Annotated in this window: 1 protein-coding gene; it reads right to left on the bottom strand. The window is 73.9% G+C overall.

Annotation, left to right across the window (positions count from 1 at the left end):
• Positions 1-33: 33 nt before the first annotated feature.
• Entirely contained in the window at positions 34-14,178 is a 14,145-nt protein-coding gene (locus AC5677_RS31250; RefSeq protein ID WP_497191223.1) for an amino acid adenylation domain-containing protein, read from the bottom strand.
• Between the last annotated feature and the right edge of the window lie 21 nt (positions 14,179-14,199).

Genomic DNA, 14,199 nt, shown 5'->3' with positions numbered 1-14,199 from the left:
TCACGGTGGGTGGTGTCGGGGGTGGCGGGGCGGCTACTGCTGTTCCAGTTCCGAGAGCAGTCGCTCCTCGACCGCCGCCGCCAGGTCGGCCACCGTCGGGTTGTCGAAGAGGGCACGGGCCGGCAGATCGATCACGAAGACGTCGCGGATGCGGGAGATGACCTGAATGCTGAGGATGGAGTCGCCGCCGAGGTCGAAGAAGTTGTCCTCGACGCTCACCCGGTCCTGGCCCAGCACATCGCCCCAGATGCCGGCGAGGATCTCCTCGGCCGGGTTGCGGGGCGCGACATGCTGCGCCCGGTCCCCCGCCGCCTCCTCGGGCGAGGGCAGCGCCCGCCGGTCGACCTTGCCGTTCGGGGTGAGCGGGAAGGCGTCCAGGACGATCACCGCCGCCGGGACCATATGGGCGGGCAGCGAGCGGGCCATGAACTCCTTCAGCTCGTCGGGGCCGGGGCCCTCGCCCGGTACCGGCACGGCGTAGGCCACCAGGCGTTTGCTGCCCGGGATGTCCTCGCGGGCCAGCACCAGGGCCTGGGCGACGCCCGGGTGGGCGGCGGCCGCGGCCTCGATCTCGCCCAGCTCGATCCGCAGACCGCGGATCTTGACCTGGAAGTCCGTGCGGGAGACGAAGTCGAGGTTGCCGTCGGGCAGCCAGCGCACCAGGTCCCCGGAGCGGTACATCCGCGCCCCCGGCTCGCCGAAGGGGTCGGCGACGAACCGCTCGGCGGTGATCCCCGGCCGGTTCACATAGCCGCGGCCCATACCGTCCCCGGTCAGATACAGCTCGCCCGGCACGCCCGGCGCCACCGGCCGCAGCGCGGGGTCCAGGACGTAGACGCGGGTGCCGGCGATCGGGGTGCCGATGGGCAGCGGGCCGGGGGCCTGGGCCGCCGCGTGGCCTTCACCATCACCATCACCGTCTCCGTCACCGTCGCCGTCTCCGTTGACGACGTACAGCGAGGTGAACACGGTGCCTTCGGTCGGCCCGTAGCCGTTGATCATGCGCACGCCCGGCAGCTGTGCGACGGCCTTGGTGGCATGCGCCGGGGAGAGCGTGTCGCCGCCGGACATGATCAGCCGCAGCCCGGAGAAGACCCGGACGTCGCTGTCCACCATCTCGTGGAAGAGCCCCGCGGTGATCCAGATGGCACTCACCCGGCGCGAGCGCAGGAACTCCCCGGTCTCGGCCGCCGACATCACCCGGCTCGGGCTGACGGCCAGCGCCGCGCCGTTGAGCCAGGCGCTCCAGATCTCCAGCGTCCCGGCGTCGAACGACACCGTCGCCAGCTGGCCCACCACATCGCGCTCGCTCATCGCCAGCTTCGGGTCGCGGGCCACCCGCAGCACCCCTCGGTGCGGCAGGACCGCGCCCTTGGGGCGGCCGGTGGAGCCGGAGGTGTAGATGACATGGGCGAGGTTGTCGGGGTGCAGCGGCACCTCGGGGGCCACGTCCGGGTAGCCGTCGGTCGAGGTCTCGTCCAGCAGGAGTCGGCGGGCGTCGCCGGGCGGCAGCGCCCCCGCCGACCCGGTGTCCGTGACGACCAGCTCCGCACCGGAGTCGCTGACCATGAACGCCAGCCGGTCGGCCGGGTACTCCGGGTCGAGCGGTACGTACGCCCCGCCGGCCTTGAGCACCGCCAGCAGCGTCACGAACAGCTCGGCGTGCCGTCCCAGGCACACCCCGACGCGGGTGTCGGGGCCCACCCCGAGCGCGATCAGCCGGTGGGCGAGCCGGTTGGCGCGGGCGTCCACCTCGGCGTAGCTCAGTTCCTGCCCGTCGACGATCAGCGCGGTGTTGCCCGGGGCGCGGGCCGCCTGTCGCGCGAACACCTCGGTGAGGGTGGTGCCTTCGTCGCCGGGTGCGCCGCGGCCCCACTCCTCCAGGATGCGGTGCCGCCGCTCGGCATCGACCAGGTCGAGCGTGCCCAGCTTGCGGTCGGTGTCCTGGAGACCGGCCACCGTCCGTGCGTACAGGGTGAGGTCGTCGCGGAGCGCCTCGACGGTGCCCGGATCGAAGACCTCCGGGTCGTAGAGGAGCGTGAGGGTGAGCGAGTCGCCCGTGTACGCGGCCAGGTTGAGGGGGTAGTTGGTGGCCTCGACGGCGCTGATCTCGCCGACCTTGAGCCCGTGCTCGGCGGCCGCGTCGGTGTCCACCGGGTAGTTGGCGAAGACGACGAGGCTGTCGAACAGTGGCTGGTCGGCGGGGAGGTGGCCGAGCGCCTGGATCCGGGTCAGCGGGAGGTGGTCGTAGCGGCGGGCCTCGACCTGTTCGGCCTGGAGGCGCTGCAGCCACTCCACCACCCCCAGCTCCGGTTCCAGCCGGGTGCGGACGGGGAGCGAGTTGATGAAGAGCCCCACCATGTCGTCCGCGCCCGTGAGCTCGGTCGGCCGGCCCGAGGTCGTCGCCCCGAACACCACGTCCTGCTGTCCGCTGCGGCCGGCCAGCATGAGCGCCCACAGGCCCTGGACCACGGCGTTGACGGTCAGCCGGTGGCGGCGCGCGAAGGCGTACAGCTGGTCGGTGAGCTCCGGCGTCAGCTCCACCCCGACCCGCGCGGAGGAGCGGGACTGTCCGGAACGGACCGCCGGCCGGTCGTACGGCAGCGCCACCGGGCTGTCGAACCCGGCCAGCACCCCGCGCCAGAACTCCTCCGCCTCCGGTATGTCCCGCCCCCGCATCCAGCGGGCCTGGTCGGCCAGCCGTCGCCCGCCGGCGATGGCGGGCAGCGGCCTGCGGTCCCGGCGCGCGGTGTAGTCGTCGAAGACGAGGGACAGGACGCGGGCCAGGCTCCAGCCGTCGAGCAGGACGTGGTGGAAGGTGAACAGGACGCGGATGCGGTCGTCGGTGAGGCGGGCGAGGGCCAGCCGGGCCAGCGGCACCTGCCGCAGGTCCAGTCCCCGCGTACGGTCGGCGGCGACCCACTCCTCCCAACGGGCCGACCGGTCCTCCTCGGTGACGCCGCGCCAGTCGACGATCTCGACCGGCAGCGTCGCCTCCCGGTGCACCACCTGCACCGGCTCCGCGACGCCCTCCCAGGCCACTCCGATCCGCAGCGCCTGGACCTCGTCGACCACGTGCTGCCAGGAGTCGGCGAATTCGGCCGGGTCGGTGACGCCGTCGACCACGAACATCAGCTGCTCGAAGTAGGCGGCCGTCCGCGTCTGTGCCGATTCCATCAGCGCGTGGAAGAGCATGCCGGACTGCATCGGCATCAGCGGCAGCACGTCCTCGACGCCGCGGCCGTCGCCCACCACCCGGTCCACACCGGTCTGGTCGAGCCCGGACAGCGGGAAGTCGGAGGGGGTGCAGCCGCCCGCGTCCGGCTCCTCGCAGTGCGCGAGGAACTCCTCCAGGGCGGTCAGGAAGCCGGACGCCAGCCGGTCCACCGTTTCCTCGGCGAAGACGCCGTCGGCCCAGCCCCACTCCATCACCAGCCGGCCGTCGGCCACCCGGCCCACCACGTCCAGCGCATACGCCCGCCCGTCCAGCGGACTGGTGTCGCCGTCCTGGACGAACCCGGTCTCGCGGAAGAGCGCGCCCTCGGCGTCGGCCGCCGAGCCTGCGGTGGCGGCATTGGCGGCGGTGTCGAACTGGCCGAGGTAGTTGAAGCTGACCTGCGGGGAGCGGTCCGGGAGCGCGCCGGCGAGATGCCGCAGGGCGCCGTGGCCCAGGCCCCGGTTCGGCACGGAACGCAGGTTCTCCTTCACCGACTTGACCAGAACGTCCCAGCCCGCGGCCGCGTCCCCCGGCAGCTCCACCGGGAAGACGGTGGTGAACCAGCCCACCGTCCGCGACAGATCCACCCCCTCGAAGATCTCCTCCCGGCCGTGCCCCTCGACATCCACCAGCACCCGCTGCTGACCGGTCCACTCCCCCAGCACCCGGCCCAGCACCGCCAGCAGTACTTCATTCATCCGCGTCCGGTACGTCGCCGGCACCCGCTGAAGCAGCTTGCGCGTCGCCTCCGCCGACAGCTCGGTGGACCGGATCCGCAGTTCGCCCGGTGTCACCTCCTGGACCGGCAGCGCGGTCGGGATGTCCTCCCCCACCGCCGACCAGTAGGCCAGCTCCTCGTCGAAGCCACCGTCGGCCGCGTGCTCCCGCAGCCGCGACGCCCATTCCACGAACGGCGTCGTCTTCGGGCCGAGGTCCACCGCCGCACCCGACGACAGCTGCCCGTACGCCACCGCCAGATCCTCCAGCATCACCCGCCAGGACACCGCGTCCACCACCAAGTGGTGTGCTACGACGACCAGTTGGCTGCCGTCCTCGGCGCCGAGCGCGAAGGACAGGGCGCGCAGCAGCGGGCCTTCGGTGAGGTTCAGGCCGCTCTGGGCCTCGGCGACCAGCCGGTCCCGCTCGGCCCGGCGGGCATCGGCGGGGAGGCCGGTGAGGTCGGTGTGGTGGACGGGTACGGGGGCGTCGGCGGCGTCGGCCACGGACTGGGTCCAGGCGCCGTCCGCGCCGCGTACGAAGCGCAGCCGGAGGGCGTCGTGGTGGGCCACCACGGCGGCCACCGCGGCCGCCAGGGTGTCGGTGTCCACACCGTCGTTCAGGGTGGCCGCCATCGACATGTCGAAGTGGTGCGGCGCCGCGGGATGGGCGGCGAAGAACCACTCCTGGATGGGCGTCGGTCCCACCGGGCCGTCGACGCGGCGCCGCTCCGGCGCGGGCCCGGACGCATCTGCCCGGCCCGCGTGCTCGGCCAGCGCCCGTACCGTCTGCCGGTCGAAGACGTCCTTCGGCGCGATCGACAGGCCCGCGGCCCGCGCCCGGGAGACGACCTGGATGCTGAGGATGGAGTCGCCGCCCAGGTCGAAGAAGTTGTCCTCGACGCCGACCGCCTCCAGGCCCAGCACCTCCGCCCAGATGACGGCGAGGATCTCCTCCACCGGGGTGCGCGGCGCCAGCCGCGCAAAGTCCCCGGTCACCGCCTCGGGGGCGGGCAGCGCCCGGCGGTCCACCTTGCCGTTCGGGGTGAGCGGCAGCGCGTCCAGCGTGACGAACACCGACGGCACCATGTACTCCGGCAGCCCCTCGGCGAGGAACTCGCGCAGCGCCGCCGCGTCCGGCGCCCGGTCACCGTCCTCCGCCGCGGGCGACACATAGCCGACCAGCCGGGCGCCGGGCCCGTCCGTACGGAAGAGCACCGCCACCTGGCCGACGGCCGGGTGCTCCGCGAGCGCGGTCTCCACCTCGCCCAGCTCCACGCGGTGGCCGCGCACCTTGACCTGGGCGTCCGTCCGGCCCACGAAGCACAGCTGGCCGTCGTCGCCCCAGCGCACCGCGTCCCCGGACCGGTACATCCGCGCCCCCGGCGCGCCGTACGGGTCGGCGACGAACCGTTCGGCGGTGATCCCCGGCCGGTTCACATAGCCCAGGGTGACGCCCTCGCCGCCGATGTAGAGCTCACCGGCGACGCCCGGCGCGACCGGCCGCAGCCAGGCGTCGAGGACATAGGTGCGGACATCGGCGTACGGGCGGCCGATGGGCGGGGCGCCCGCGTCGGCGGCGGACAGCGGGTCGCTGAACGTGGTGGCGATGGTGGCCTCGGTCGGGCCGTACCCGTTGATCATCCGCCGGCCGTCCGCCCACCGTGCGACGAGGTCGGCGCTGACCGCCTCCGCGCCGACCAACAGCGTGTGCAGATCGGGGAGTTCGGTGCGGGGCAGGGTGGCGAGCATCGCGGGCAGGATCAGCGCATGGCTGACCCGGTGGCGGCGCAGCAGATCCACCAGCTGCTCGGCGGAGAGGGTCTCCGGCGGCGACAGGACGAGGGTGCCGCCCACGCCGAGCGCCATCAGCACCTCGATCAGCGAGGCGTCGAAGCTGGGGGACGCCCCTTGCAGCACCCGGCAGCCCTCGGCCGCCGCCAGCCTCTCCACGACGGCGGTGAGCAGGGCGGCGAAGCCGGTGCCCGGGACCTCGACGCCCTTGGGGACACCGGTCGATCCCGAGGTGTAGATGACATACGCCGGCGCATGCGGATCGACAGGGACGTCCGGGAGCGCGGCCGGCAGGTCCGCGAGCTCGGCGCCGAGGGTGTCCACCTCCACCACGGGTACGGCACCCAGGACGTCCGGTCCGGGCAGTGCGGCGCCGAGGCGCTTCTCGGTGAGCAGCAGCGTGGCGCCCGAGTCGGTCACCATGTGGGCGATCCGCTCGGCCGGATACTTCGGGTCGACGGGTACGTAGACGGCGCCCGCGTGGAAGACCGCCTGCATGGCGACCAGCCAGTCGATGCCGCGCTCCAGGGCGACCGCGATGCGGTCGCCGGGGCGCACGCCCCGGGCGAGCAGGAAATGCGCCAACTGACCTGCTCTGCCGTGCAGTTCGGCATAGGTCAGCGTGGTCTCGCCGGAGATGACGGCCGGGAGGCCGGGGGTGCGGGCCAGCTGCGCCCGGAAGATCTCGCCGAGCGGACGTGGTGCCAGCCCTCGCTCGTCGCGGCCCCACTCGTCGAGGATCCGCCGTCGCGCCGCGGCGTCGACGAGGTCGAGGCCGCCGAGTCTGCGGCCGGTGGCGGTGGCCACGGTCCGGGCGTGCCGGGCGAGTTCGTCGCACAGTCCCCGCACCGTCGGCCGGTCGAAGACCTCCGGGTCGTAGGCGAGGATGAACTCCAGCCGCTTGCCGCCGTAGGCGAGCAGGTTGAGGGGGTAGTTGGTGGCCTCGACGGCGCTGATCTCGCCGACCTTCAGCCCGTGCTCGGCGGCCGCGTCGGTGTCCACCGGGTAGTTCTCGAAGACGACCAGGCTGTCGAACAGCGGCTGGTCGGCCGGGAGTTCCGACAGGGCCTGGACGCGGGTGAGCGGGAGGTGGTCGTAGCGGCGGGCCTCGACCTGTTCGGCCTGGAGGCGCTGCAGCCACTCCACCACGCCCAGCTCCGGTTCCAGCCGGGTGCGGACGGGGAGCGAGTTGATGAACAGGCCGACCATTTCGTCGGCGCCGGGCAGGTCGGTGGGCCGGCCCGAGGTCGTCGCCCCGAACACCACGTCGTGCTGTCCGCTGCGCCCCGCGAGCAGCAGCGCCCACAGGCCCTGGACCACGGCGTTGACGGTCAGCCGGTGGCGGCGCGCGAAAGCGTACAGCTGGTCGGTGAGCTCCGGCGTCAGCTCCACCCCGACCCGGGCCGAGGAGCGGGACTGTCCGGAACGGACCGCCGGACGGTCGTACGGCAGCGCCACCGGGCTGTCGAACCCGGCCAGCACCCCGCGCCAGAACTCCTCGGCGGCGGGCAGATCGCGGCCGGTCAGCCACCGCACATGGTCGGCGAGCCGGCGCCCGCCGGAGACCGCGCCGGGCGCCGCGCCCGCATACCCGTCGAAGACCGCCGACAGCACGCGGGCCAGGCTCCAGCCGTCCAGCAGCATGTGGTGGAAGGTGAACAGGACGCGGATACGGTCGTCGGCGAGACGGGCCAGGGCCAGCCGGGCCAGCGGCACCTGCCGCAGGTCCAGCCCCCGCGTACGGTCCGCGGCGACCCACTCCTCCCAACGGGCCGACTGCTCCTCTTCCGTACGGACGCGCCAGTCGAGGATCTCGACCGGCAGCGTCACCTCCCGGTGCACCACCTGCACCGGCTCCGCGACGCCCTCCCAGACGACGCCGACCCGCAGCGCCTGCACCTCGTCGACCACCCGCTGCCAGGCCGCGCCGAAGGCGGTGGCATCCGTGACGCCGTCGACCACGAACATCAGCTGTTCGAAGTAGGCGGCGGTCCGGGCCTGGTCCGGGTCCATCAGGGCGTGGAAGAGCATGCCGGACTGCATCGGCAGCAGCGGCAGCACGTCCTCGACGCCCCGGCCGTCGCCCACCACCCGGTCCACACCGGCCTGGTCGAGCCCGGACAGCGGGAAGTCCGACGGTGTGCAGCCACCGGTCCCCGGCTCCTCGCAGTGCGCGACGAACTCCTCCAGCGCGGCGATGAACCGGGACGCCAGCCGGTCCACCGTCTCCGGCGCGAAGACGCCGTCGGCCCAGCTCCACTCCGTCACCAGCCGGCCGTCGGCCACCCGGCCCACCACGTCCAGCGCATAGGACGGCCCGTCCAGCGGGCTGTGCTCGCCCCGGGGGGTGGGCAGCAGGGAGCGGTAGAGGCCGCCGTCGCCGGTCATGCCGTCGAACTGGCCGAGGTAGTTGAAGCTGATCCCCGGCCGGACCGTACGGCCGAGATCCCCCGCCGCGGAGTCGGGGTCGCCCAGATACCGCAGGGCGCCGTGGCCCAGGCCCCGGTTCGGCACGGAACGCAGGTTCTCCTTCACCGACTTGACCAGAACGTCCCAGCCCGCGGCCGCGTCCCCCGGCAACTCCACCGGGAAAACGGTGGTGAACCAGCCCACCGTCCGCGACAGATCCACCCCCTCGAAAATCTCCTCCCGGCCGTGCCCCTCGACATCCACCAGCACCCGCTGCTGACCGGTCCACTCCCCCAGCACCCGGCCCAGCACCGCCAGCAGCACCTCGTTCACCCGCGTCCGGTACGTCGCCGGCACCCGCTGAAGGAGCTTGCGCGTGGTCTCGGCCGACAGCTCGGCGGCGGCGGTACGCGGCTCGCCCGGCGTCACGTCATGGACCGGCAGCGCGGTCGGGACGCCCTCGCCCACCCCCGACCAGTACGCCAGCTCCTCGTCGAAGCCGCCCTCCTCGACATGCGACCGCAGCCGGGAGGCCCACTCCTGGAACGACGTGGTCTTGGGGCCGAGGTCCACCGCCGCACCCGACGACAGCTGCCCGTACGCCACCGCCAGATCCTCCAGCAGCACCCGCCACGACACCCCGTCCATCACCAGGTGGTGGGCGACCATCACCAACTGCGCGTCTCCCGCGGGGAGTTCGAAGAGGGCGAAGCGGATCAGCGGGCCTGCGGAGAGGTCGAAGCCGGTCTGGAGGGCGTCGATGGCCTCCGCCATGGCCTTCTCGCGGGACTCGGCCGCAAGGGCGGAGAGATCGTGCCGGTCGAGGGTGGCCGTCTTGTCCTCGGCGAGGTTGCGCTGCCGCCAGCCCGCACCGGTGCGCTCGTAGCGCAGCCGCAGCGCGTCGTGGTGCGCGACCACCGCGGCCACCGCGCCCGCCAGGGCCTCGGGATCGGTGCCGGGCGTCAGGTCGAGGTGGAGCGCCTGGTTGAAGTGGTGCGGTGCCTTGCGGTGGGTGCGGAAGAACCAGCGCTGGATGGGGGTCAGTACCACGGGGCCCTCCACGGGGGGCTCGTCGAGACCGTCGGTGTCGTCGGCCGCGCTCTGCAGCCCGGCGGCGAGTTCCGCGACGGTCTGCCGTACGAAGATGTCCTGCGAGGCGAGCACCAGACCGGCCCGGCGGGCGCGGGAGATGACCTGGATGCTGAGGATGGAGTCGCCGCCGAGGTCGAAGAAGTTGTCCTCGACGCCGACCGCCTCCAGGCCCAGCACCTCCGCCCAGATGGCGGCGAGGGTCTCCTCCACCGGGGTGCGCGGGGCGAGCCGCGCGGAGCCCTCGCCCGCGGCCTCGGGGGCGGGCAGCGCCCGGCGGTCCACCTTGCCGTTCGGGGTGAGCGGCAGCGCGTCCAGGACCGCATAGCGGGACGGGACCATGTGGTCGGGCAGGGTGGCGGACAGATGGGCGCGCAGCCCGGCGGCCTCCAGGGTGGCGCCGGGCCGCGGTACGGCGTACCCGGCCAGCTGCTTGGCGCCGTTGCGGCCCGCGGTGGCCACGACGACGGCGCGCGCCACGTCCGGGTGGGCGGCGAGCGCCGCCTCGATCTCGCCCGGTTCGATGCGGAAGCCGCGCACCTTGACCTGGTCGTCGCCGCGGCCGAGGAACTCCAGCATCCCGGCGGCGGTCCAGCGCACCAGGTCCCCGGTGCGGTACATCCGCGTGCCGGATGCGCCGAAGGGGTCGGCGACGAACCGTTCCGCGCTCGGGCCGGGCCGCCCCGCGTACCCCTGGGCCAGGCCCTCGCCGGCGATGTACAGCTCGCCGACGATGCCCTGGCCGACCGGGCGCAGCCGGTCGTCGAGGACATACAGCCGGGTGTCCGCGATCGGCCGGCCGAGGGGCACGGTGTCGTGGGCGAGGTGTTCGGGCAGCAGGCGTCCGGCGGCGGCGAAGGTGGTGGTCTCGGTGGGGCCGTAGCCGTTGATGAGGGCGATACCGGGCAGCCGCTCCAGTACGGCCTTGCAGTGCCGGGCGGAGAGGGCGTCGCCGCCGGCCAGCAGATGCCGCAGTCCGGCCAGCACCTCGATGTCCGCGTCGACGACCTCGTGGAACAGCCCGGCGGTCAGCCACAGCGTGGTCACCCCGTGCGAGGACAGGAACGCGCCCAGCTCGGGGGCGGCGAGCACGCCGGGCGGGGCGATGGCCAGGGTGGCGCCGTTGAGCAGCGCGCCCCAGATCTCGAAGGTGGCGGCGTCGAAGGACACCGAGGCCAGCTGGGCGACGACATCGCCCTCGGTGAGGGTGATGTAGGGCGTGTGGCGCACCACGCGGTCGATGGCCCGGTGGGGGGTGAGGGTGCCCTTGGGGGTGCCGGTGGAGCCGGAGGTGTAGATGACGTAGGCGCCGCTGTCGGGGGTGATGCGGGCGGCGAGGGGCCGCTCCGGCTCGGCGTCGATGGCCGCGCGGTCGTCGTCGACGAGGACCTGGTCCAGGCCGCTCGCGTCCCGGTGCGCCCGGTCGGTGACCAGCAGCGTCACCTCCGAGTCCGCGGCCATGAACTGCCGCCGCGCGGCCGGGTACTTCGGGTCCAGCGGCACATACGCCGCGCCGGCCTTGAGGATGCCGAGCAGGGCGCCGATCAGCTCGGGGCCGCGCTCCAGGCAGACGGCCACGCGGTCGCCGGGGCGTACGCCGCGGGTGGCGAGGTACCGGGCCAACTGATCGCTGCGGGCGTCGAGTTCGGCATAGGTCAGCCGGGTGTCGCCGTGCAGCAGGGCGACGGCGTCGGGGGTGCGGGCGGCCTGGTCGGCGAAGAGCGCGGGGAGGGTGGCGGGGGCGATACCGCGCTCGGTGTCGTTCCACTCCTCCAGGACGCGCCGGGTCTCGGCCGCGCCGAGCATCCGGGCGTCCGCCATGGGACGGTCGGGGGCCTCGGCCAGCTCGCCGAGGAGGGTGCGCAGATGGCGGGCGAACCGTTCGACGGTGGCGGCGTCGAAGAGGTCGGTGCTGTATTCGACGGAGCCCCGCAGGGAGCCGTCGGGACGCTGCCAGAACTCCATGGTGAGGTCGAAGAGCGCCGCCTCGCGGGGCAGTTCGTGTTCGGCGGCGTCGATGCCGGGCAGTTCCGGGAGCCCCACGGGCGCGTTCTGCAGGACGAGGACTGCCTGGATGAGCGGCGGACGGCTGGGGTCGCGCTCGGGGAGTACGGCGTCCACGACGCGGTCGAAGGGCACGGCGGCGTGTTCGAGCGCCGCCCGCACGGTCTCGCGGGTGCGCGCGATGAACCGCTGGAACGTCAGCGATTCGTCGACGTCGGCGCGGAGCACCAGGGTGTTGACGAAGAAGCCGACGAGGTCGGCGAGTTCGGCGCGGTCGCGGCCGGTGTCGACGGTGCCCAGCGCGATGTCCCGCTGTCCGGACCAGCGGGCGAGCAGCAGCTGGGTGGCCGCGGCGAGCGGGGCGAAGAGGGTGCAGCCCTGTGCGTGGCCGAGGGCGGTCAGCGCCTGGACGGTGTCGGCGGGGAGGTCGAAGAGGTGGCGCTCCCCGGCGGAGGTGCGGACCGCCGGGCGGGGCCGGTCGGTGGGCAGCTCCAGGGGCGCCACGTCCGCCAGTGTCCGCTGCCAGTAGGCGAGCTGGCCGTCCAGGTCCGGCGCCTGGAGGCGGTCGTTGTGCCAGGCGGCGAAGTCGGCGTACTGGACCGGCAGCGGCGGCAGGCCGGCCCGGTCGAGGAGGCGCTCGGGGCCGGCGTCGGGGGCGTCCAGCGCGGTGGCGTACAGCGTGCCCAGTTCGCGGGCCATGACGTCCATCGACCAGGCGTCGGCGGCGATGTGGTGCGCGGTGAGCAGCAGCAGATGTTCGGTGGGGGCGGTGCGCAGCAGCAGGGCGCGCAGGACGGGGCCGGTGCGCAGGTCGAAGGGGGCCGAGACCTCGGTGCGCAGCGCCCGGTCCAGGCGGCGGTCGCGGTCGGCGGCGGGTCCGTCGGTCAGGTCGGTGACGGGCAGCGGGACCTCGGTGGGCTCCCCGATGATCTGGAGGACCCGGCCGTCCGCCTCGGTGAAGGTGGTGCGCAGCGGCTCGTGCCGGGCGACCAGTGCGGTGAGCGCGGCGGCGAGCGCGGGGCGGGCGAGTTCGCCGGTGAGCCGCAGGCCGGTGGCGCAGTTGTAGGCGGCGCCGCCGGGCTCGTAGGTGTCCAGGAACCACAGCCGCCGCTGGGCGGAGGAGGCCGCCAGCGCGGCGTGCCGGTTCACGGGCGCGAGCGCGGGGGCGGCTTCCGCATGCCCGGAGGCGGTGAGGTGGGCGGCGAATCCGGCGATGGTGGGGTGGTCGAACAGCGCGGTGGTGGCGGGCGTCAGCCCGAGCCGGCGGTTCACCTGGAAGGCCATCCGCAGTACGGAGATGGAGTCGCCGCCGGCCAGGAAGAAGTCGTCCTCGATGCCGATGTCGTCGACGCCCAGCACCTCGGCCCAGATCTCCGCGAGCGCGGTTTCCAGGTCGGTGCGCGGTGCGGCGTACGCGGGCCGCTCGCCGGGGGCGGGGGCGGGCAGCGCCGTGCGGTCCACCTTGCCGTTGGGGGTGAGCGGCAGCCGGTCCATGGCGACGAAGGCGGCGGGGACCATATGGGCGGGCAGCCGCCCGGAGAGGTGGGCGCGCAGGTCGGCGGCGGTGGGGGCAGCGTCCGGGCTCAGCGGCACGTAGTGCGCGAGCAGTTGCGGGGTGCCGGTCGTGGTGGTGAGGGTGACGACGGACTGCAGGACCTGCCCGTGCTCGGTGAGCGCGGTCTCGATCTCGCCGAGCTCCACCCGCAGACCGCGGATCTTCACCTGGTGGTCGGCCCGGCCGAGGAACTCGTAGTTCTCGTCGGGCAGCCGCCGTACCAGGTCGCCGGTGCGGTACATCCGGGATCCGGCGGGGCCGTGGGGGTCGGCGACGAAGCGCTCGGCGGTGAGTGCGGCGCGGCCTTCGTAGCCGCGGGCCAGACCGTCCCCGGAGATGCACAGTTCGCCGACGCCGCCTTCGGGTACCGGCCGCAGCCGTTCGTCCAGGGCGGCCACCCGTACTCCGTCGACGGCCCGGCCGATGCCCGGCGGTCCGGTCAGATCGGTGGGCAGGGGGCCGTGCAGGGTGGCGGTGACGGTGGCCTCGGTCGGCCCGTAGGCGTTGAACATCCGCCGGCCGCGGGCCCAGCGGGCGACCAGCTCGGGCGGGCACGGCTCGCCGCCGGTGGCCAGGCCCCGCAGCTGCGGCAGCTCGACCGGGGGGACGGTCGCCAGTACCGACGGCGGGATCATGGCGTGGGTGACGGCCGCACCGGCCAGCAGATCGGCCAGCGCCTCGCCGACGGCCTGCGCGGGTCCGGCCGGCAGCACCAGCGTCGCGCCCGCGTACCACGTCTGCACCATGTCGGCGATGGACACATCGAAGTTGGGCGAGGCGAACTGGAGCACCCGGCTGTCCTCGTCGATGTCCAGGGCCGCGGCGTGCGCGGCGCCCAGCACCTCGATGCCCCGGTGGGTGACGGCCACGCCCTTGGGGGTGCCGGTGGAGCCGGAGGTGAACAGGACATAGGCGGTGTGGTCGAGGAGCAGGCCGGGGGCGGGCGGGGTGTCCGGAGTGCTCTCCTGGTGCGGGGCGTCGAGGAGCAGGGTGCCGGGCGCGTTGTGCGGGCGGGAGTCGATGTCCGCGGTGCTGATCACCAGGGCGATGCCGGCGTCGTCGACCATGAACGCCAGCCGCTCGGAGGGGTAGTTGGGGTCCAGCGGCACATAGGCGCCGCCGGCCTTGAGGACGGCCAGCAGGGCGATGATCAGGTCGGGGCCGCGCCGGACGCAGACGCCCACCCGGGTCTCGGGCCGGACGCCCCGTGCGACGAGGCGGTGTGCGAGCTGGTTGGCGCGCCGGTCCACCTCTCCGTAGCCGAGCCGGACGGGCCCGCATTCGACGGCCGGGTGGGCGGGCCGGCGGGCGGCCTGGGCCTCGAAGAGTCCGTGCAGGGTCGTGGAGCCCGCCGCGGGGCGGCCGTGGGTGAGGGAGCGGTTGTCAGAGTTCATGCCGAGACCCCATAGAGCGCC

The sequence above is a fragment of the Streptomyces sp. JLSY215 genome, assembly GCF_059682825.1.
This window is presented reverse-complemented; position numbering and strand designations above follow the sequence as displayed.

Excerpts from the sequence above, each read along its gene's own strand:
- AC5677_RS31250 (WP_497191223.1), bottom strand. The coding sequence starts at position 14,178 with ATGAACTCTGACAACCGCTCCCTCACCCACGGCCGCCCCGCGGCGGGC.